The following is a 19,880-nucleotide window of genomic DNA, read 5'->3' as shown; positions in this document are numbered from 1 at the left end:
ACAAAATATGATTAACGTGGCATTGGTCGATGACCATGTAGTAGTGCGTTCGGGGTTTGCTCAGTTACTGTCGCTGGAGAGTGATATTCAGGTGGTCGGACAGTTCTCTGGCGCACAGCAGGCATGGCCGCATCTGTTGCATGACAATATTGATGTGGTGGTGCTGGATATTTCGATGCCGGAAGAGAGTGGTCTGAGTCTGCTACAGCGGCTGCGTCAGCAGCGACCCGGTTTCCGCGCCATTATTCTCAGTATCTACGACAGCAGCGCATTTGTGCAGGGCGCGGTGGACGCTGGCGCCAGCGGTTATCTGACCAAGCGCTGTGGCCCGGAGGAGCTGGTGCAGGCTTTGCGCACCGTCAGCGTCGGCGGTCTGTATCTGTGTGCTGATGCATTGCGTGCATTGCGGCAAACCACTCAGATCCCCGGCGAACTGGCGGAACTGACGCCGCGTGAGAAAGAAATTTTCGACCTGCTGGTAAATGGGCTTAGTGTAAAAGCGATTGCCGTTCAGCTTGATCTGAGCCATAAAACCGTCCATGTGCATCGCGCCAACGTATTGGGTAAATTGCAGTGCGCCACCACCGTTGAACTGGTGCATTTTGCTCTCCAGCATCAGTTGCTGAGTCGTCACTGATGCCACAGCGCCGCCATCTGGTTCTTTCACTGTTTCTGGCGTTGTTTTTTGCCCTTAGCTGGCTGGCGCTATGGACGATCAGTTTTTACCTCAGCCAGAATGGACAGCAGGCGGTATTGCTGCTGCCGCAAGGGCTGCATCTGGCGTTGATGATCCTGTTACCGCGTCGCTACTGGCTGGCTCTGCTGCTGGTGGAAGGGATAATGATCAGCGCCCTGCAGTGGCAGCATTTACTGGCGCGCGATTGGGTGCTGCTGTCACCGTTAATCAGTTTACTCCCCGCCTGGCTGAGTCAGCGCGTCTGGCATCGTCATACCCTCTACTGGCAGCGCCTGACGGTATTGCTGGCCGCAGTCAGCGCTAATACCCTGCTGCAGGGCGTGCTGATTGGCCCATGGCTCAATGATGGCATGACACAAACCATGCTGGCTTCATTTACCGGTGGCATTCTGCTGACACCGTTTAGTTACCTGATCTATGAGTACCTCCGCCAACAACACCTTAGCGATATGCTGGCGCAGCGCATGCCCGATCCGCCACTTCGCACTTCGCTGCTAATCTGGTGCTCGGTGTTCTTTGCCATCGGCGTCAGCATACAGGTAGCGATCGCCCCAGAAATGGAGCGCCTGCTGCTGATGCTGGTATTTCTGCCCAATGTATTTATGGCCTATAAATTTGGCTGGCAGGGCGGGGTATTGTCAGCCATTTTGGGCAGTGTACTGATTACCCTGACACGTCAGGCGAGCGGTGCTTTTCACGATCTGCGCGAGCTGGAGCTGTTTCTCTCCACCCAGGCGCTGCTGGGCACCGGGCTGGGCATTGCCGTCAGCCGTCAGCAGCAACTGGCGCAGCACTTGCAGCGTTACCGTTTGCAACTGGAAAAAGAGTTGCAGGCGCGTCGCCAGCTGATGACGCAACTGGTCGATACCGAAGAAGCGGTGCGCAAAGCGATTGCGCGTGAGTTGCATGATGAAATCGGCCAGAACATCACCGCCATCCAGATTCAGGCGATGCTGGTGAATCGCACCGCCGATTCTGCGGCGGTGCAGCAGGCTGCCGGACAGATCGGCGATCTGTCAAAACGTATTCACCACACCACACGTCAGCTGCTGCGGCAGCTACGCCCACCGGTGCTGGAAGAGATGGCACTGGACAAGGCTCTGCACCAGCTGGCGGGAGAGTTCTCATTTGCTGAACAGGGCATTGATTTTCAGCTCGATTATCAGCTGACTTCCCTGCCGCAGGATGAAACCCTGATTTTTACCCTCTATCGCGTGGTTCAGGAGTTGCTGAATAACATCAGTAAGCATGCGCAGGCACGACAGGTAAAGGTCAGCCTGGTACAGCATCAGCGCCTGATTACCCTTACCGTCAGCGATGATGGCATCGGAATGAGCGTCAAGGGTACGGGAGGATTTGGCTTGCGTGGCATTGAAGAGCGGGTACGTGCGCTTGGCGGCGACTGGCAGATGTCACAGCAACAGGGCACTCGCATTATTGTTAACTTGCCCACAAAACTGGATCAAATATCCCCTTAACCAGGAATAAGTCTTAGCTCACTCCAACTTTATCTCATCCCAAATCATCCGCCGTTTTTTATACTCGCCGCAACCCAGGAGGAGTGCATGTCCGCAACGGTCCTGACTGACGAACAGATAGATGCCGGTTATCGCTACTGGCGTCCCCGGCTGCTGTTCTCAATGGTAGTGGGCTACGCCGCCTTTTATCTGACGCGCAAAAGCGTCAGTTATGCGATGCCGGTGATGCAGCTGGAACTTGGGCTGGATAAAGCGGATATCGGTTTGCTCGGCACGCTGTTTTATCTGGTGTACGGCGCGTCAAAATTCTTCTCCGGCATTATCAGCGATAAGAGTTCGGCGCGCTGGTTTATGGGCACTGGCCTGTTTATCACCGGCCTGCTGAATGTGGTGTTTACCCTGTGCCACTCATGGAGCGCACTGCTGATTGTCTGGACGCTAAATGGCTTTTTTCAGGGCTGGGGCTGGCCACCTTGCGCGAGGCTGTTGACCAGCTGGTATTCACGCAACGAGCGTGGCTTCTGGTGGGGCTGCTGGAATACCTCGATCACCATGGGCGGTGCGCTGGTACCTCTGTTATCGGGGTTTCTCGCCTCCCGCTATGGCTGGCAGGCGGCGCTGCTGGTGCCTGGCGTGATGGGGATGTTGCTGGGGATCTGGCTGTGCTGGCAGCTGTGTGACAAACCTGCGGCGCAGGGGCTGCCAACCGTGGGGCAATGGCGCCGCGATCCGCTGGAGCTATGGCAGGAGCAGCACAGTCCGCCGATGGCGATGCGCGTTATTCTGCGCCAGGCGATTCTGGCCAACCGTACAATCTGGCTGCTGGCGGCGTCCTATGTGCTGGTGTATCTGATCCGTATTGCGCTGAATGACTGGGGCAATATCTGGCTGGCGGAAAGTCATCAGGTTTCACTGCTTGGCGCCAATGCCACGCTGTCGTTGTTCGAGCTGGGCGGCCTGATTGGTGCGTTGTTTGCGGGCTGGGGGTCGGATCTGCTGTTTCGTGGTCAGCGCGCGCCGATGATTTTGCTGTTTGCCTTTGGGCTGTTTCTTAGTATGACCGCACTCTGGCTGGCGCCGGTTCACCATTACGGCTTGTTATCGATGTGCTTTTTCAGCCTCGGCTTCTTTATCTTCGGTCCGCAAATGCTGATTGGCCTGGCCGCCGCCGAATATTGCCATAAAGACGCGGCGGGGACGGTGACCGGCTTCCTCGGCTTATTTGCCTATCTGGGGGCCGCGCTGGCCGGCTGGCCGCTGGCGCAGGTATTAGAACACTACGGTTGGCCGGGCTTCTTTGCACTGCTGACGCTGGCGGCCAGCTGTATTGGTCTGCTGCTGATGCCACTGCTGATCGCCGGGTTAAACCGACTGAGATTTAAACAGGCAGATTAACTGCCGCAGTCTGATCTTTGTACCCAACAGATAAGGATAAAATAATGAAAATCATTCCTCTCGCTACGTTTATTGCTGCCGGACTGGCGCTGGCCGCCTTCGCGGGTAGCGCTCAGGCTAAAGGCCGTCTGGTGATCTACTGCAGCGCCACCAATACTATGTGTGAAACCGAGGCCAAAGCCTTCGGCGACAAGTATCAGGTTAAGACCAGTTTTATTCGCAATGGCTCCGGCAGTACGCTGGCGAAAGTCGATGCGGAAAAAAATAACCCGCAGGCGGATGTCTGGTACGGCGGCACCCTTGATCCGCAGTCACAGGCAGGAGAGATGGGATTGCTGGCCGCGTATAAGTCGCCAAACCTCGAACAGATCATGCCGCAGTTCCGCGATCCGGCCAAAGTTAAAGGTAACTACTCGTCGGCAATCTATATCGGTATTCTCGGGCTGGGGGTCAATACCGATCGGCTGAAAGAGAAAAACCTGCCGGTACCCAAATGCTGGAAGGATCTGACTAACCCGGTCTACAAAGGCGAGATCCAGATCGCCGATCCGCAAAGTTCCGGTACCGCTTATACCGCGCTGGCCACCTTTACCCAGCTGTGGGGTGAAGAGCAGGCATTTGATTATCTGAAAAAACTGAACGGCAATGTTTCCCAGTACACCAAATCGGGGATTGCGCCGGCGCGTAACGCTGCACGCGGTGAGACCGCCATCGGCATCGGCTTCCTGCATGACTATTCGCTGGAGAAAGAGAAGGGCGCACCGCTGCAGTTAATTTCTCCATGTGAAGGCTCAGGCTATGAGATTGGCGGTGTCAGCATCCTGAAAAACGCGCGTAATCAGGATAACGCCAGACTGTTTGTTGACTGGGCGCTGTCCAGAGAGGCGCAGGAGTCGTCATGGAAAAAAGGTGAGTCCTACCAGATTCTTACCAATACCACTGCCGAAACCTCACCTAACTCACTGAAACTCGACGACCTGAAACTGATCGATTACGACATGGACAAATATGGTGCGACAGAGATGCGTAAGCACCTGATCACCAAATGGGTCAACGACGTCAAAATGGGTAAATAACCCAGGCCCCACAGGCACGCCGTTGCGGCGTGCTACTGCTCTCTTTACCCATTACCGGGGAATATCATGAGTGATGCTATAGCTCTGCGCCCGCCGCAGAGACGGGATGCTATTTTCTACTGGCTGGGTGTTCTGGTGCTGGCCTTTGTGCTGCTGCCGGTATTCAGCCTTGATTACGGGCTGCTGGAGTCCACCGGTGACGAAATTGTCGCCGCTTATGGCTGGTCTGGCGTGACTGTCGCGCTGGCATGGCTGCTGCTGCCGCTATTACTGCTGCTGCGTCCGGCTCAGAGTGTTAGTCGCGAAAAGCGTGGCCGCCATCTGTTTGATGCTGGCTACGCGCTGTTTTGCATGTTATTTATGGTGGTAAGCGCAACGCTGGTCGGGCGCGGGATGGGCTACGGCACGATTCTGATGCTGATCAGCCTTGGCGCCATTATGACGCTGGCGCTGTCACGTCTGGAGTGGCTCGGCGGCGATCGTTTTGTCCTCGGCTCACTGATTGCGATTATTGCGCTGATTGCTCTGTTTATCCTCTATCCAAGCCTGGCGATTTTTAAGCCGATGTTCCGCAATGACAGCGGAGAGTTTGCGCCGTTGCAGTTTATGAATATCCTTGGTCAGGCCCATATTGTTCAGGTGATCTGGAACTCGTTCCTGCTTAGTGCGGCAGTTGGCATTGGCTGCACCTTCTTTGGACTGGTGCTGGCTATTTACACCACGCGCATCGCCAAACGCTCGGCGCTGATTGGCCGTATCTTCTCGATTCTGCCGATTGTTACGCCGCCGTTTGTGGTCGGGTTGGGAGTGACCCTGATGATGGGGCGCTCCGGTTATGTTACCGAATTTATGGTGCAATACCTGGGGCTGACCAACAGCAACTGGCTGTATGGTTTTACCGGCATCTGGCTGGCACAGGTGCTGGCATTTACCCCGATGTCTTTTATGATCCTCGATGGCGCGATTAAAACCATTCATCCGTCGCTGGAAGAGGCCTCTTACACCCTGCGCGCTAACCGTTATCAGACCTTTAAACGCGTGTTTTTACCACTGCTGAAACCAGCGCTGGCTAACTCGTTCCTGATTGTGATTGTGCAGTCGCTGGCTGACTTCAGCAATCCGCTGGTGCTCGGCGGTAACTTCGACGTGCTGGCGACGCAGATCTACTTCTATATCACCGGCGCTCAGCTCGACTATGCCGCGGCCAGTACGCTCGGCGTGATTCTGTTGCTGTTCTCGCTGCTGGTGTTCTGCATCCAGTATATGTGGATCGGGAAACGTTCCTACGTCACCATCTCCGGCAAATCGACGCGTGGCGATGTACAACCGCTGCCGGTGTCGCTGGTCACGGCGGTAACACTGCTGCTGTGGGTGTGGATTGGTTTTAACGTATTGCTGTATGGCAGCATTTTCTATGGCAGTTTTACCGTCAACTGGGGTGTCGATTACACCTTAACGCTGGACAACTTTGCCAGACTGTTTGGTCAGGGATTCAGTGACGGCGCCTGGCCTTCACTGCTGGATACCTTGCTCTACGCCGGTATTGCCGCACCGATTACCGCCATCTTTGGTTTACTGATTGCGTATATCGTGGTGCGCCAGCACTTTACCGGTAAGAAGGTGATTGAGTTCACGACCATGCTCTGTTTTGCCGTGCCGGGCACGGTGGCCGGGGTGTCCTATATTCTGGCGTTTAACAGTGCGCCGGTCTATCTCACCGGCACCGCGGCGATTGTGATTATCTCCATGGTGATGCGCAATGTACCGGTGGGGATCCGTGCCGGTATCGCCGGGCTGGGACAGCTGGATAAATCTCTTGACGAAGCCTCGCTCAGTCTGCGCGCCGGATCGTTAAGAACGGTGCTGTTTATCGTGCTGCCACTGTTGCGACCGGCGATCCTTTCGGCGCTGATCTACAGCTTTGTGCGCGCCATTACCACCGTCAGCGCAATTGTGTTCCTGGTGACGCCGGATACGCGCGTAGCGACCTCCTACATCCTGAACCGCGTTGAGGATGGCGAATACGGCATGGCTATCGCCTATGGATCGGTTTTGATCGTGGTGATGCTGGCTATCATTTTTATCTTTGACGCGCTGGTTGGTGAAGCGCGCGTGGCCCGTTCACGGGCGAAAAACAGTTAACAGGGTGCTTATGAACGCTAACACTGCACAACCTAATGAAAATAAAAAACACTTCGTCGAGCTGAAAAATATTGGTAAGCGCTTTGGCAGCAATGTGGTGATTGACGATCTTAACCTGGCGATCCCGCAAGGGCAGATGGTGACGCTGCTGGGGCCATCGGGTTGCGGTAAAACCACGGTGTTGCGGCTGGTGGCTGGACTCGAAAAGCCCAGCGCAGGGCAGATCCTGATCGATGGCGAAGATGTCACTCACCGTTCGATCCAGCAGCGAGATATTTGCATGGTGTTTCAGTCTTATGCGCTGTTTCCGCATATGTCGCTGGGCGAGAACATTGGTTATGGCTTAAGGATGCTGGGCCGGCCAAAAGCGGAAATTCGCGATCGGGTGGAGGAAGCGCTGAAGCTGGTGGATCTGGAGGGGTTTGCCGATCGCTTTGTCGACCAGATCTCCGGTGGGCAGCAGCAGCGTGTGGCGCTGGCGCGCGCCCTGATCCTGAAACCCAAGGTGCTGCTGTTTGATGAGCCGCTCAGTAACCTCGATGCTAACCTGCGACGCAGCATGCGCGAAAAGATCCGCGAATTGCAGCAACGGTTCAATATCACCTCACTGTATGTCACACACGATCAAAGTGAAGCATTTGCCGTGTCGGATACGGTGCTGGTAATGAACAAAGGTAAGATTATGCAGCTCGGCGAACCGCAGACGCTGTATCGCTATCCGGCATCACGTTTTATGGCCAGTTTTATGGGCGATGCTAATATCTTTGATGCACAGATCACTGAGCGTAGCGTTGAGATATTTGGCTATCCGGTTGCACGCCCGCAGGGTTTTGCCCTCGGATTGCAGCAGTGCCATATTGGTGTGCGACCGGAGGCCATTACCCTCAGTCAGCAGGGTGATCTCAGTCAGCGTTGTACGATAAAAAAAGTGGCTTATATGGGGCCGCAGTACGAGGTGCTGGTTGACTGGCACGGGCAGCAGCTACTGTTACAGGTCAATGCCATCGAGCTGCAGCCAGCACCGGGCGATCACTACTATCTGCAGATTCATCCCTTTGGGATGTTTGAATTACGCGATAGTGCCTGAACCGGGTTTTAACTTAAGCAAAGAGCAAAGAGGGTGCCATGACCACAAAACAATCCCGCCCTGACTTTATCCGCAACTGGCGTGAACTGGAGGGTGAAGATAATGAGCATTATCCCGACAGTGATGAATTGATGTCGATTGGCACCGTGCTGAGTTACCGGCTGGGACTGACGCGGATTGGCATTCACCATGAGCGACTGTTGCCGGGGCGGCGCATGTCTTATCCGCATGCAGAAAGCGCTGAAGAAGAGTTTGTTTATGTGCTGGAAGGGCACCCGCACGCGTGGATTAATGGTGAGATGTTTGCGCTGCAACCGGGGGACGCCGTGGCGTTTCCCGCCGGCACCGGCATCTGTCACACCTTTATCAATAACAGCGATCGCGAAGCGCGCCTGATGGTAATTGGTGAGGCGAATAAAGCGGAAAACCGTATCTTCTACCCGAAAAACCAGGCGTATGAAGCGACGCGCGAAGATCGCTGGAACGACGTGCCGGAGCAGCAATTCGGCGATCATAATGGCTTGCCGGATGCGTTAAATACGCTGAAAAAGGAGAGTTAATAAAGCATGGGGCGGCGGATTTGCACCGCCCGTATTGCTTAAGACTTGAGCGCGGTATCCAGCCAGTCCTTAAAGCGTGCGTAGGGCACATACAGCGCCACATCTTTAAACAACGTCTTACCGGTTTTATTGTCGTTAACTTCACTGGTGTAGCCAACGATCACGCCGCCGATACTGTCATCAGAGGCGTTATATACCGCGCCACCGGACATTCCCTGCACCACACCTGCATTGGCGGCCACCACCACACAGCTGAGTTTATTCCATTTATTCTTTAACCCGGTATTGATCAGGTTAGTGCCGCTCGATGCTACCGGCATCGCGGAAATAAAGCTGTAGCCATACAGATTGACTTTGTCGCCCATTCTGCCATTACGAAAGCTGGGTGGCAGGCTGGCTTCGTCGTTCTTGTGATAGACCACGGCCAGATCGCATTCAGGATGGTAGGCTTTCACTTTATACATCGAGAACTTTGCCACATGGGCGGCGGTCAGGCTGTACTGCGATGTCAATGGTATGGTGGTGCCCAGCGTACCGATGCCCATCACTGTCGGGATACCGGTTACCGTCATATCGACCCTTTTTTCAGCCTCTTTGCTGTACTGATAATTCCCTACTGAGCATCCACTCAGGAAAAACATCATTAAGGATGTAACCAGTCGCATTTTGTCTCCCCGACGTTGATTATCAAGCAACGTAACTATTTACCCGCACGTTCCATGTACAAGGTATCGGCTGAACGGCCATATTCTTTAAAGCTGAATTTGCGCCAAAGCCTAAAGATTTCAACGAAGATGGCAACGCTTCATTTGCCTTAAGGTCGAAACTGAGATCAATCTTAGCGTGAAATGTTAAGAATTGATAAAGTTTAGAACGGGAATTAGAATAAAAATTCCATTAGACGTTGATCCAGACTGCCTGGCAAAAGTGTATTTCGCGTGACAATTTTCTGAATAATGCTGGTCGCGATTATTGCTTGTGCGGCAAAAGACCCTTGCGCCATGCGGGGTGTAACCGAATTGTTAGCTATGCTATTAATAGCAGTGTGACAGAGTTCAAATTTTAATCTTGATCAAAACCGGCACTAAAAGCGGATTTATTTTCAGAAACATCCTGCCTGCATTATCAAATGGTCTAATTTTTGGGAGAGAGTGATATGCCCGTTTCATTACTGGCGTTAGCGTTGAGTGCGTTTGCTATCGGCACGACAGAATTTGTCATTATGGGATTGCTGCCCGAAGTGGCGAAGGATCTTCAGGTGTCGATTCCATCTGCGGGCTGGCTGATCAGCGGATATGCCCTGGGCGTGGCGATTGGCGCGCCGATTATGGCGCTGCTGACGGCTAAACTGCCGCGCAAGCGCACACTGGTGCTGCTGATGTCGATCTTTATTATCGGCAATATTCTTTGTGCGCTGGCTTATAACTACAACCTGCTGATGCTGGCACGGGTGGTGACTGCGCTGTGTCACGGCGCGTTCTTCGGTATTGGTGCCGTAGTGGCTGCCAGCCTGGTGGCGCCAGGGAAACAGGCATCGGCAGTAGCGCTGATGTTTACCGGTTTAACGCTGGCGAATGTACTGGGCGTACCGCTCGGTACCTGGTTTGGTCAGCTGTTTGGCTGGCGCGCCACTTTCTGGGCGGTGTCGGTGATTGGCGTGCTGGCATTTATCGCGCTGATTGTCAGCCTGCCGGTGAATAAACAGGAGAAACCGGTGCATCTGGCGAGTGAAATTGGTGCGCTGGCCAATGGTAAGCTGTGGCTGTCGCTGATGATGACCCTATTTTTCGCCGCCGCGATGTTTGCACTGTTTAGCTATATCGCTCCGCTGCTGTTAGAGGTGACCGGTATTAGCGATCGTGGTGTCAGCTGGACGCTGTTCCTGATTGGTGGCGGCCTGACGGTCGGTAATATTCTTGGCGGCAAGCTGGCGGACTGGCGCGTATCCTTCAGCCTGATTTTAAGTTTCTCGCTGATCGCCATCTTCTCACTGCTGTTTAGCTGGACCAGCCATGCGCTGTGGCTGGCGGAAATCACCCTGTTCCTGTGGGCGATGGCCACCTTTGCCACCGTGCCGGGCCTGCAAATCAACGTGGTGCGCCACGGTAAAGATGCGCCGAACCTGGTATCGACGCTGAATATTTCGGCGTTTAACGTTGGCAATGCGCTCGGCGCCTGGGTGGGCGGCGCAGTGATTGGCGGCGGCTATGGCCTGACGGCAGTACCGGTCGCGGCGGCAGTGCTGGCGGTGATTGGGCTGATTGTCTGCCTGATCACCTTCCGTGGCGTACGCGGCCAGACGCAGCCGGTCAGCGCTTAAGCCAGTAAGGCGTCGAGGCGCTGGCTGAACAGGCCAATATGCTGCTGCAGATGATGACTAAAGGCATCGACCAGCGCCGACGCCGGACGATGACGGGGGCGGATTAAGCTGACGGTAAAGGGCACATCGATGCTGAAGCGTCGAATCACCACGCCGTTGTCGGCGTAATCCAGCGCCGTCAGCGGATTTACCACTGAGATACCCACGCCCGCTTTTACCATCGCACAGACCGAAGCGGCGCTGTGGGTCTCCATCACCATTCGCCGCTGCACCCCCTCCGCGGCAAACAGTTTATCCAGCAGCTGGCGATAGCTGTCGCTGCGTGACAGGCTGATATAGTTTTCGCCGGCAAAATCCTGCGGCTGTAGCTCGGTACGATCCGCCAGCCGGTGGCCGCGCGGCAGCACACAGACCTCGTTGCGCGTCAGCAGCTCGATACGATCGGTTCCCGCCGGGGTGAGGGTGGTTTCGGTCAGTCCCAGATCGTGGCGCTGCGCCGACAGCCACTCTTCCAGCAGCGGCGACTCCTGCGGAATAATATTCAGGCTGAGATCGGGATAGCGCTGAAGAAATGGCTGACAGAGTAGCGGCAGCAGCGACTGGGAGAATACCGGCAGACAGGCGATGGAGAGTTCGCCCTGGCGGAACTGACGCAGTCCTTCCGCCGCATCGATAATGCGATCCAGCCCGTACCATGAGCGCTGCACCTCTTCAAACAGACGCAAACCCTGCACCGTGGGTTGCAAACGCCCCCGCACCCGTTCAAACAGCCGCAAGCCAATGAGTTTTTCAAAGCGCGCCAGCTCGCGACTGACGGTCGGCTGCGAAGTATGCAGCATCGCTGCCGCTTCCGTCAGATTACCGCTGGTCATCACCGCATGAAAAATCTCGATATGACGCAGGTTAATATTGGCCATGTTCCGCTTCCGTCGCTGAGTCCGTTGCTGAAAGCCATATCATATTTGCATAGACATGGATTAAACAGATATTTTTCAACAAGGCTGGCCTGTGGCGTAATAAGCGCATAACTACAGGAGAATCGCCATGCCACGCCCGCTAAATAACCGTGAAACCGCACTGAACCGTGACAATCTGCTTACTCTGGCTCGTCAGTACGACTGCCCGGTATGGGCGTATGACGCCGATATCATTCAGGCGCGTATCGCGCAACTGCAACAGTTTGACGTGATCCGCTTCGCACAGAAGGCCTGCTCCAATATTCATATTTTGCGTCTGATGCGTCAGGCCGGGGTGAAAGTGGACTCGGTATCACTGGGTGAAATTGAGCGCGCACTGGTTGCCGGGTTCCAGCCGGGCGACGATGAAATTGTGTTTACTGCCGATGTGTTTGATACACCAACCCTTGCGCGTGTGGCGGAGAAAAAAATCACGGTAAATGTCGGCTCGGTCGATATGCTGCAACAGCTGGGCGCGGTGTCTCCCGGCCATCGTGTCTGGCTGCGGGTCAATCCGGGCTTTGGTCATGGTCATAGCCAGAAAACCAACACCGGCGGCGAAAACAGCAAGCATGGCATCTGGTATACCGATTTGACCCTCGCCCTGACGGCGATCCAGCAGTATGGCCTGCAACTGGTCGGCATTCATATGCATATCGGTTCTGGTGTGGATTATGGTCACCTCGAGCAGGTGTGTGATGCGATGGTCGATCAGGTGGTCAGCTTCGGCCAGGATCTGGAGGCGATTTCTGCCGGTGGCGGCCTGTCGATTCCTTATCACTACGGCGAAGAAGCAATCGATACTGAACACTATTTCGGCCTGTGGAACGGCGCGCGTGAGCGGATTGCCGCACACCTGGGTCATGCGGTGAAACTGGAAATTGAACCGGGACGCTTCCTGGTGGCAGAGTCCGGCGTGCTGGTTTCACAGGTACGTGCAGTTAAAGCGATGGGCAGCCGTCACTTTGTGCTGGTGGATGCCGGTTTTAACGATCTGATGCGTCCGGCAATGTATGGCAGTTACCACCATATTTCGGCGATCGCCGGTGATAATCGCCAGATCGATGAGCAGCAGACCATCGACAGCGTAGTGGCCGGGCCATTATGCGAATCCGGCGATGTCTTCACCCAGCTGGAGGGCGGCAAGGTAGAGACCCGCGCGCTGCCGGTGGTGCAGGTTGGCGATTATCTGGTGTTCCATGATACCGGAGCGTATGGCGCCTCGATGTCATCCAACTACAACACCCGCCCGCTATTGCCGGAAGTGCTGTTTGAAAAAGGTCAGCCGCGCGAAATTCGCCGTCGTCAGACCTTTGCGGAGCTGCTGGCGTTAGAAATCTGAATCTCCAGTACGGGCGGCGAGAATGCCGCCCCTGGAATTAATTGACTGTAGGGGCAGCGTTCTCGCCGCCCGTGCCGATGGTTTGCACGCACCTAATGACGCGTTCTCGCCGCCCATATTAAACCTCTCCAGACATCTCTTTCCTCAGCAACACAATCTCCTCGGCCAGATCGCGGCACAGCATCGCATTCATCAAATGATCCTGCGCATGCACCAGGATCAGCGTCACCGGCACTTTCCCCACCCCTTCATCAGCGCCAATCAGGCGGGTCTGAATCTGATGGGCGGCTTTTGCCGCTTCCACTGACGCCGCCAGCGCATCGTCGGCATTCTGCCATTCGCGTTTGCGGGCAAACTGGATGGCGCTCATCGCATGGGATCGCGCTTCACCGGCGTTAATCAGCAACTCCATCATAATTTGTTCAAAATCCATACTCACCTCACATATTGGTATGCCAAATAATGTGATTTCATATTATTGGAATTCCAAAACACCGTTCCGAGAACTGAATCACAGAAAAATAAATCAATCTGGTTAATTTTGGTATGCCAGGTGAACGGAATATCACCGCTGACCCTATAACCGGATGTCGCCACTTTTACTTTGAGGTATGACTCATGTCTCTACAGGATCGTCTCATCGACTCTCTGGGGAGTTTCGCCACTAAATTCAATAGTTACCGCTATATCATGGCGATCAAAGCATCGTTTATTACCCTGATGCCGGTGATTATTGTCGGTGCTTTCTCGGTACTGATCTCCAATATGGTGCTGGATCCAAAAAATGGCCTCGCCAGTTTTTCTGCGCTCTCATTCCTTGCCGAGCTGAAACCGATTACCACCAGTATTAACTACGCCACGCTCAGTTTTCTCAATATCGGCGCGGTGTTTCTGATCGGTATTGAGCTGGGCAAAATCAATGGCATTAAGACGCTGTTCCCCGGCTTACTGGCGATTATCTGCTTTATCGCCGTCACGCCGACCACTTTGCAGATGATGGTCGGTGGTCAGATGCAGCTGGTTACCGATGTGCTGGCTAAGCAGTTCTCTGATACCAAAAGCCTGTTCCTCGGCATGTTTATCGCCATTTTGTCGGTGGAAATCTACTGCCGGCTGGAAAACGTGGATCGCCTGAAAATCAAAATGCCGGATACCGTGCCGCCCAATGTGGCCGCTTCGTTCTCCGCGCTGATCCCGGCGATTATTACCGTTACCGCTATCGCCACGCTGGGCTTTATCTTTCACCGTATTACCGGCATGTATCTTTACGATGCGGTGTACAAAGTGGTGCAGGAGCCGCTGGAGTCGGTGGTGCAGAGCCTGTGGGGCATTCTGCTGCTGATGTTTGTCGCCCAGCTGTTCTGGGTGATCGGTATCCATGGCAACCAGATGATTAAACCGATTCGTGAGCCGCTGCTGCTGGGGGCGATTCTGGTGAATATGAATGCCTTTGAGCAGGGCAAAGAGGCGCCGAATATTATCACCATGCCGTTCTGGGATGTGTATATGAGCATTGGCGGCTCCGGCCTGACCATTGGTCTGCTGACAGCGGTAATGCTGGCGACCAAACGCAAAGAGATGCGCGAAATCGCCAAGCTGTCGTTTGGCCCCGGGCTGTTTAATATCAATGAGCCAGTGATCTTCGGCATGCCGATTATGTTGAATCCTATTCTGGCGATCCCGTTTATTATCACCCCGCTGATTACCGGCTCGATTGGCTACTTCGCTACGCTCACCGGTTTTGCCGGTAAAGCGGTGGTGATGGTGCCCTGGACCACGCCGCCGATTATCAACGCCTGGCTCTCTACCGCCGGTTCGATGGGCGCGGTCGTCACGCAGATTGTCTGCATTCTGGTGTCGGTGGTGGTCTACTTCCCGTTTGTCAAAATCGCCGCCCGTCGTGCGCAGGCCGCTGAAGATAAGGCGCTGCAACCCGAAATGGCTAACAACTAACAGGAGTCATGATGAGTAAGGTAACCGTCACCCTCCCCGATGACTTTATTCTCGGCGCCGCCGCCTCAGCCTGGCAAACCGAAGGCTGGAGCGGCAAGAAAGCGGGGCAGGACTCGTGGATTGACGCCTGGTATAAGAACGATCGCCAGGTCTGGCATAACGGCTACGGCCCGGCGGGGGCCACCGATTTTATCAATCGTTATCAGGAAGATGTGGCGCTGATGAAGGCGGCCGGTCTGACCCACTACCGCACCTCGATTAACTGGTCGCGCTTTCTGACTGATTACGAAAATGGGGTAGTGGATGAGGAGTACGCCCGCTACTACGACAACCTGATCGATGAGATGCAGCGTCAGGGCATTGAGCTGATGCTCTGCCTTGAGCATTACGAACTGCCCGCTGTATTGCTGGAACAGTATGGCGGCTGGGGATCGAAACATGTGGTGGAGCTGTATCTGCGCTATGTGGAAAAGGTGTTCGAACGGTATGCCGGCAAAGTGACGCGCTGGTTCACCTTTAACGAGCCGATTGTGGTGCAAACCCGGGTTTATCTGGATGCGTTGCGCTGGCCGTATGAGCAGAATACGCATAAGTGGATGCAGTGGAACCACCATAAAAACCTGGCGACCGCCAAAGTGGTGAAGCTGTTTCGCGAGAAAGGTTATCAGGGCACGGTCGGCACCATCCTGAACCCGGAAGTGACTTATCCGCGTTCCGGCGCGCCCCATGATGTTAAAGCCGCAGAGATGTACGACCTGTTTTATAACCGCGTATTTCTTGATCCGGCAATTAAAGGCGAATATCCGGCGCAGCTGATCGCACTACTGGCTGAACATCAGGTGCAGTGGGACTACGATGCCGCTGAATTGCAGCTGATTGCGGATTACCGCGTCGATGAAGTGGGCATCAATCTCTACTATCCGCATCGCGTCAAAGCACCATCCCATGCCTGGCACCCGCAGACACCCTTCCATCCGGCTTACTACTATGACCACTTTGAACTGCCGGGACGCCGCATGAATAAATCGCGCGGCTGGGAAATCCGTCCGCAGATTATTTTTGATATGGCGATGCGTATTAAACAGGAGTACGGCAACTTCCCGTGGTTTGTCGCCGAAAGCGGGATGGGCATCGAAAACGAAGCGCAGTTCCGCAATGCTGACGGCCAGATTGAGGATGACTATCGCATCGAATTTATCGGGGAACATCTTTATCAGACGCTGAAAGCGCGTGAGGCGGGTGCCAATTGTCAGGGCTATATGTTGTGGGCGTTTACCGACAATGTTTCACCCATGAACGCTTTTAAGAACCGTTACGGACTAATCGAAATCGATTTGGATAACCAGCGCCAGCGGCGGATGAAGAAGTCAGCCCACTGGTATCGCAGCCTGCGTGACAGTCATCAGCTGACGATCACGCTTGATGATAAATGGAAATAAGGAGCTGATAATGAAACGAATCGTACTGGCCTGCGCGGCAGGTATGTCGACCTCAATGGTGGTCACCCGCATGGAAAAAGAGGTGACGGCACGCGGTCTTGAGTACCAGATCTACGCCATCCCGGAACAGAATCTGCGTGATGAGTTACAGAACTATGGTAATGAAGTGGTGGTGGTGCTGCTCGGGCCACAGGTGCGCTTTAAACTTGAAGAAAATCGTAAACTTACCGACAGCTATCAAATCCCCATCGCGGTCATTGATTCGGTCGCGTATGGCACGCTTAACGGCGCAAAAGTACTCGATCAGGCGCTGGCTTTGGTAGACTAGAGGCGATATCGTCGCAGATGGGCCAGACGTCAGGTGCTGGCCCGGATAACGTGACAGCTCGAAGCGGAAGCGGGTCGGCGATATTCTCAACATCGTCAATGGGTTAAGGGTGATTAAGTGGATAAGGGCGCACCTCCGCAAGAGAGAAAACAGTATCAGGAAATTGGTCACGATCTGCGTCAGCAGATTATTGCTGGCCACTATCCGGTGGGTTCCCGCCTGCCGCCGGAGCGTAATATCGCGGAAACCTGGGGCGTCAGCCGTACGATTGTGCGCGAAGCATTGCTGATGCTGGAGCTGGAAGGCACCGTGGATATCCGGCAGAGTTCCGGCGTCTACGTGATGCGCATTCCCTCGGAAAGTGGCGATGAAGAAGAGGCTTTTTTCCGCAGTGATGTCGGGCCGTTTGAGATGTTGCAGGCGCGTCAGCTGCTGGAGAGCAATATCGCCGCCTTTGCCGCCAAAATGGCCACCAAAGCGGATATCGAAAACCTGAAACGCACGCTGGAGCAGGAGCAGAAGGCAATTGCCATCAATGACTACAGCCAGGATAACGACAAGATGTTTCACCTGCTGCTGGCAGGCGCCACGCAAAATCAGATGCTGCTGGATACGGTTAACAGCGTCTGGCGTCACCATGAAAGCAGCCCGCTCTGGCAGCAGTTACGCAGCCATATTGAAACCCGCAGTTACCGGCTGAAATGGCTGGGCGATCACCAGACCATTCTGGCGGCATTGCGCCGTCGCGATGTGATGGGGTCGTGGCAGGCGATGTGGCAACATCTGGAAAATGTGAAAAATACCCTGCTGGAGTTATCCGATGCCGATGCGCCGGATTTCGATGGCTATCTGTTTGAATCGGTGCCGATCTTTCAGGGGAAACTGGTCTGATGGCGCTGCATATTGTCTCGCTGGCTGAGGCAACGGAACACCGGGAACTGATCACCGACTGGCTATGGCAGGCGTTTGGCAGTGACAACAGCCGTGACTTTTATGCCAGTGTGATTAACAGCTGCCTGAGCGGTCAGCATCTGCCGCTGACCTTTATCGCGCTGGAGGGTGAGCAGCCGGTAGGTACCGTTGGCGTCTGGCGTTGCGATCTTATCAGCCGTCAGGATCTGTTTCCGTGGCTGGCGGCGCTGTATGTTGCGCCGGAATATCGCGGCAGAGGCGTAAGCGAGCAGCTGCAACAACATGTGATTGCCTGGTGCCAGGCGCATAATTATCCTGAAATCTGGCTTTATTCCGCCTGTGCTGACTATTATGAACGCTTTGGCTGGCGTTACATTGGCGATGCACTGGATTATCCGGATATACCGGTGCGTCTGTATCATAAAGCTATCTCAGGTACAGCTTAACAACATGCGTGAAGAAAATAGTAAAGCGGGGATGATGGTGCCATCAATCTCCCATACCACTGCGGATGACGTTTATGGCCTCGCGCTCGGGGTGATGTTTATCTCTATTGGCCTGAATATGCTGCATTTTTCCGGCATGGTAACCGGTGGCGTAGCGGGGATTGCGCTGCTGCTTTCTTACTTTGTTGATATGAAAATTGGCACGCTGTTTATTCTGGTCAATCTGCCGTTTATGGCGTTTTCCTGGTGGAAAATGGGCGGCGCTTTTACCTTTAAAACCCTGATGGTCAATTTTGCTTTAATGGCAGCTTCGCTGGTGATCCCTGACCTGCTAAAAATCGACTATATCCATCCTGTTTTCTCTTCGCTGGTGGGCGGCACCATTATTGGCATGGGGATTTTATGCCTGGCGCGCCATAACGCTTCGGTGGGGGGCACCGGAGTGATTACCTTGTGGGGGCAGAAAGTTTACGGCGTGAATGCCGGTAAAACCCAGATGCTGCTGGATGTGGTGGTGTTTGTGATTGCACTGGCGAAAGTGCCCGGCAACTTATTGTTGTGGTCAGTATTAAGCGCGGTGGCGATGAATGCGATGTTATTGCGATGGCATAAGCCGGGGCGTTATAGCGGAGCGTGAATCGGGCTGGGGTGACAACATCAGTATGGGCGGCGAGAACGCCGCCCCTACATAAAGCCCATCCCGCGCAGGGGTGGCGTTCTCGCCGCCCGCCAGCAAATATTAACCCGGCGATCCCACCGAATGACGCCGCACCAGCGTCGGACTAAACATATTGGTCACTTCCGGCAACGCGGTGCCATGTGCCAGCGCCAGCGCCAGTGCCGCCGCCTGCTGCGCCATTGTGACAATCGGATAGCGCACGGTGGTCAGACGCGGACGTACATAGCGTGACACCAGCACATCATCAAAACCAATCAGTGACATCTCTTCCGGCACGCGGATGCTGTTATCACTCATCACTGCCAGCGCACCGGCGGCCATCGAGTCGTTATAGCAGGCCACCGCGCTGAAGTTTTTGCCGCGTCCCAGCAGTTCGGTCATCGCCTGTTCGCCACCCAGCTCGTCCGGCTCACCAAACGCCACTAAGCGGTCGTTACAGGGCAGATTGTGTTCGCGCAGCGCATCGTAATAGCCCTTCAGACGATCTTCGGTATCGGAAATAGCGTGGGTCGAGCAGATAAAACCAATATTCTGATGGCCCTGCTGAATTAAATGGCGGGTGGCCAGCCAGGAACCATAACGGTCATCAAGCGCAATACAGCGTTTTTCAAAACCGGCAAGCGAGCGATTTAACAGCACCATGCCGGGGATCTGTTTCATCAGTCCGGCCAGCTCGTCATCGGGCACTTTCTTGGCATGCACCACCAGCGCCGCGCAGCGATGACGCATCAGTTGTTCAATCGCTTCACGCTCTTTTTCTTCATCATGGTAACCGTTACCAATCAGCAAAAAATTCCCCGTTTGCCAGGCTACCTCATCCACCGCTTTTACCATCGCGCCAAAAAAGGGATCGGAAACATCGCCGACCACCAGCCCAATGGTTTCGGTTGATTGCTGCGCCAGCGCGCGCGCATTGGCGTTTGGATGATATTGCAACTGCTCCATGGCGCTGTTAACGGCCAGTCGGGAGCTTTCACTCGCTTTCGGTGATTTATTGATCACACGCGATACGGTGGCGACAGAAACGCCCGCCAGTTTTGCAACATCCTTAATGGTAGCCATCTGTTTAC

General features: G+C 54.6%; 19 protein-coding genes. 15 read left to right on the top strand and 4 right to left on the bottom strand.

Going from position 1 to position 19,880, the window contains the following annotated elements; all coding sequences use genetic code 11:
• The first annotated feature begins 7 nt into the window (after positions 1 to 7).
• The 7 genes from N5923_RS10800 to N5923_RS10770 all read left to right on the top strand — a co-directional run bounded on the left by N5923_RS10800 (position 8) and on the right by N5923_RS10770 (position 8,435).
• A complete protein-coding gene (locus N5923_RS10800; protein WP_267143951.1) occupies positions 8 to 637 on the top strand; it encodes a response regulator transcription factor in 630 nt (209 codons plus the stop codon).
• Complete coding sequence (locus tag N5923_RS10795; protein ID WP_267143881.1) at positions 637 to 2,175, top strand: MASE1 domain-containing sensor histidine kinase; 1,539 nt, start codon at positions 637 to 639, stop codon at positions 2,173 to 2,175. Before N5923_RS10800 ends, N5923_RS10795 begins: the two co-directional genes overlap by 1 nt.
• Positions 2,176 to 2,262: 87 nt before the next feature.
• Positions 2,263 to 3,570 (top strand): MFS transporter family glucose-6-phosphate receptor UhpC, encoded by a 1,308-nt coding sequence (gene uhpC / locus N5923_RS10790; protein WP_267143882.1) that lies wholly within the window; start codon positions 2,263 to 2,265, stop codon positions 3,568 to 3,570.
• Positions 3,571 to 3,614: 44 nt separating this feature from the next.
• Positions 3,615 to 4,646 (top strand): ABC transporter substrate-binding protein, encoded by a 1,032-nt coding sequence (locus N5923_RS10785; protein ID WP_267143883.1) that lies wholly within the window; start codon positions 3,615 to 3,617, stop codon positions 4,644 to 4,646.
• Positions 4,647 to 4,712: 66 nt separating this feature from the next.
• Positions 4,713 to 6,788 carry an ABC transporter permease gene (locus N5923_RS10780; RefSeq protein WP_267143884.1) on the top strand — a complete coding sequence of 692 codons (2,076 nt, stop codon included), beginning with the start codon at positions 4,713 to 4,715 and terminating at the stop codon, positions 6,786 to 6,788.
• Positions 6,789 to 6,798: 10 nt separating this feature from the next.
• On the top strand, positions 6,799 to 7,875 hold the full coding sequence (fbpC, locus tag N5923_RS10775) for a ferric ABC transporter ATP-binding protein (protein ID WP_267143885.1): 1,077 nt from the start codon (positions 6,799 to 6,801) through the stop codon (positions 7,873 to 7,875).
• A gap of 38 nt (positions 7,876 to 7,913) precedes the next feature.
• Positions 7,914 to 8,435 carry a cupin domain-containing protein gene (locus tag N5923_RS10770; RefSeq protein WP_267143886.1) on the top strand — a complete coding sequence of 174 codons (522 nt, stop codon included), beginning with the start codon at positions 7,914 to 7,916 and terminating at the stop codon, positions 8,433 to 8,435.
• A gap of 38 nt (positions 8,436 to 8,473) precedes the next feature.
• Here N5923_RS10770 and N5923_RS10765 read toward each other — a convergent pair whose 3' ends face one another.
• Positions 8,474 to 9,100: a serine protease gene (locus N5923_RS10765; protein WP_267143887.1), complete on the bottom strand. Its 627-nt coding sequence runs from the start codon at positions 9,098 to 9,100 to the stop codon at positions 8,474 to 8,476.
• 491 nt (positions 9,101 to 9,591) lie between these two features.
• On the opposite strand from N5923_RS10765, the gene N5923_RS10760 reads away from it, so the two are divergent.
• A complete protein-coding gene (locus N5923_RS10760; protein WP_267143888.1) occupies positions 9,592 to 10,755 on the top strand; it encodes an MFS transporter in 1,164 nt (387 codons plus the stop codon).
• Here N5923_RS10760 and N5923_RS10755 read toward each other — a convergent pair.
• Positions 10,752 to 11,672 carry a LysR family transcriptional regulator gene (locus N5923_RS10755; protein WP_267143889.1) on the bottom strand — a complete coding sequence of 307 codons (921 nt, stop codon included), beginning with the start codon at positions 11,670 to 11,672 and terminating at the stop codon, positions 10,752 to 10,754. The two genes, N5923_RS10760 and N5923_RS10755, sit on opposite strands and share 4 nt — an antisense overlap.
• 127 nt (positions 11,673 to 11,799) lie before the next feature.
• Between N5923_RS10755 and lysA the strand changes: the two genes are divergently transcribed.
• Complete coding sequence (gene lysA, locus N5923_RS10750; protein ID WP_267143890.1) at positions 11,800 to 13,053, top strand: diaminopimelate decarboxylase; 1,254 nt, start codon at positions 11,800 to 11,802, stop codon at positions 13,051 to 13,053.
• A 118-nt stretch (positions 13,054 to 13,171) separates the two neighbouring features.
• Here the strand turns inward: lysA and N5923_RS10745 are convergent, their stop codons facing one another.
• Positions 13,172 to 13,486, bottom strand: a complete 315-nt coding sequence (locus tag N5923_RS10745) for a PTS lactose/cellobiose transporter subunit IIA (RefSeq protein ID WP_267143891.1) — start codon at positions 13,484 to 13,486, stop codon at positions 13,172 to 13,174.
• Between the two features lie 185 nt (positions 13,487 to 13,671).
• Between N5923_RS10745 and N5923_RS10740 the strand changes: the two genes are divergently transcribed.
• The 6 genes from N5923_RS10740 (at position 13,672) to N5923_RS10715 (ending at position 18,768) form a co-directional block, all read left to right on the top strand.
• The gene (locus N5923_RS10740; RefSeq protein WP_267143892.1) at positions 13,672 to 15,006 is read left to right on the top strand and encodes a PTS sugar transporter subunit IIC; all 1,335 of its coding nucleotides are present in this window, start codon (positions 13,672 to 13,674) and stop codon (positions 15,004 to 15,006) included.
• Positions 15,007 to 15,017: 11 nt separating this feature from the next.
• Complete coding sequence (locus N5923_RS10735) at positions 15,018 to 16,445, top strand: glycoside hydrolase family 1 protein (protein ID WP_267143893.1); 1,428 nt, start codon at positions 15,018 to 15,020, stop codon at positions 16,443 to 16,445.
• A gap of 10 nt (positions 16,446 to 16,455) precedes the next feature.
• Positions 16,456 to 16,773 (top strand): PTS sugar transporter subunit IIB, encoded by a 318-nt coding sequence (locus tag N5923_RS10730; protein ID WP_267143894.1) that lies wholly within the window; start codon positions 16,456 to 16,458, stop codon positions 16,771 to 16,773.
• A gap of 117 nt (positions 16,774 to 16,890) precedes the next feature.
• Entirely contained in the window at positions 16,891 to 17,664 is a 774-nt protein-coding gene (locus tag N5923_RS10725) for an FCD domain-containing protein (protein WP_267143895.1), read from the top strand.
• A complete protein-coding gene (locus N5923_RS10720; protein ID WP_267143896.1) occupies positions 17,664 to 18,131 on the top strand; it encodes a GNAT family N-acetyltransferase in 468 nt (155 codons plus the stop codon). The genes N5923_RS10725 and N5923_RS10720 overlap by 1 nt, the downstream gene beginning before the upstream one ends.
• A gap of 4 nt (positions 18,132 to 18,135) precedes the next feature.
• Positions 18,136 to 18,768, top strand: a complete 633-nt coding sequence (locus N5923_RS10715) for a YitT family protein (protein ID WP_267143897.1) — start codon at positions 18,136 to 18,138, stop codon at positions 18,766 to 18,768.
• Positions 18,769 to 18,870: 102 nt separating this feature from the next.
• Here N5923_RS10715 and galR read toward each other — a convergent pair whose 3' ends face one another.
• Positions 18,871 to 19,872 carry an HTH-type transcriptional regulator GalR gene (gene galR, locus N5923_RS10710; protein ID WP_267143898.1) on the bottom strand — a complete coding sequence of 334 codons (1,002 nt, stop codon included), beginning with the start codon at positions 19,870 to 19,872 and terminating at the stop codon, positions 18,871 to 18,873.
• Positions 19,873 to 19,880 lie beyond the last annotated feature (8 nt).

Source organism: Winslowiella arboricola (genome assembly GCF_025527015.1).
GTDB lineage: Bacteria > Pseudomonadota > Gammaproteobacteria > Enterobacterales > Enterobacteriaceae > Erwinia > Erwinia arboricola.
The sequence above is the reverse complement of the archived record's forward strand: the minus strand, read 5'-3'. Positions and strand labels throughout refer to the sequence as shown.

Coding starts and splice junctions, on each gene's coding strand:
- N5923_RS10730 (WP_267143894.1), top strand. CDS start 16,456: ATGAAACGAATCGTACTGGCCTGCGCGGCAGGTATGTCGACCTCAATG.
- N5923_RS10770 (WP_267143886.1), top strand. CDS start 7,914: ATGACCACAAAACAATCCCGCCCTGACTTTATCCGCAACTGGCGTGAA.
- N5923_RS10780 (WP_267143884.1), top strand. CDS start 4,713: ATGAGTGATGCTATAGCTCTGCGCCCGCCGCAGAGACGGGATGCTATT.
- uhpC (WP_267143882.1), top strand. CDS start 2,263: ATGTCCGCAACGGTCCTGACTGACGAACAGATAGATGCCGGTTATCGC.
- N5923_RS10755 (WP_267143889.1), bottom strand. CDS start 11,672: ATGGCCAATATTAACCTGCGTCATATCGAGATTTTTCATGCGGTGATG.
- N5923_RS10715 (WP_267143897.1), top strand. CDS start 18,136: ATGCGTGAAGAAAATAGTAAAGCGGGGATGATGGTGCCATCAATCTCC.
- N5923_RS10720 (WP_267143896.1), top strand. CDS start 17,664: ATGGCGCTGCATATTGTCTCGCTGGCTGAGGCAACGGAACACCGGGAA.
- N5923_RS10740 (WP_267143892.1), top strand. CDS start 13,672: ATGTCTCTACAGGATCGTCTCATCGACTCTCTGGGGAGTTTCGCCACT.
- fbpC (WP_267143885.1), top strand. CDS start 6,799: ATGAACGCTAACACTGCACAACCTAATGAAAATAAAAAACACTTCGTC.
- N5923_RS10785 (WP_267143883.1), top strand. CDS start 3,615: ATGAAAATCATTCCTCTCGCTACGTTTATTGCTGCCGGACTGGCGCTG.
- N5923_RS10745 (WP_267143891.1), bottom strand. CDS start 13,486: ATGGATTTTGAACAAATTATGATGGAGTTGCTGATTAACGCCGGTGAA.
- lysA (WP_267143890.1), top strand. CDS start 11,800: ATGCCACGCCCGCTAAATAACCGTGAAACCGCACTGAACCGTGACAAT.
- N5923_RS10795 (WP_267143881.1), top strand. CDS start 637: ATGCCACAGCGCCGCCATCTGGTTCTTTCACTGTTTCTGGCGTTGTTT.
- galR (WP_267143898.1), bottom strand. CDS start 19,872: ATGGCTACCATTAAGGATGTTGCAAAACTGGCGGGCGTTTCTGTCGCC.
- N5923_RS10765 (WP_267143887.1), bottom strand. CDS start 9,100: ATGCGACTGGTTACATCCTTAATGATGTTTTTCCTGAGTGGATGCTCA.
- N5923_RS10800 (WP_267143951.1), top strand. CDS start 8: ATGATTAACGTGGCATTGGTCGATGACCATGTAGTAGTGCGTTCGGGG.
- N5923_RS10735 (WP_267143893.1), top strand. CDS start 15,018: ATGAGTAAGGTAACCGTCACCCTCCCCGATGACTTTATTCTCGGCGCC.
- N5923_RS10760 (WP_267143888.1), top strand. CDS start 9,592: ATGCCCGTTTCATTACTGGCGTTAGCGTTGAGTGCGTTTGCTATCGGC.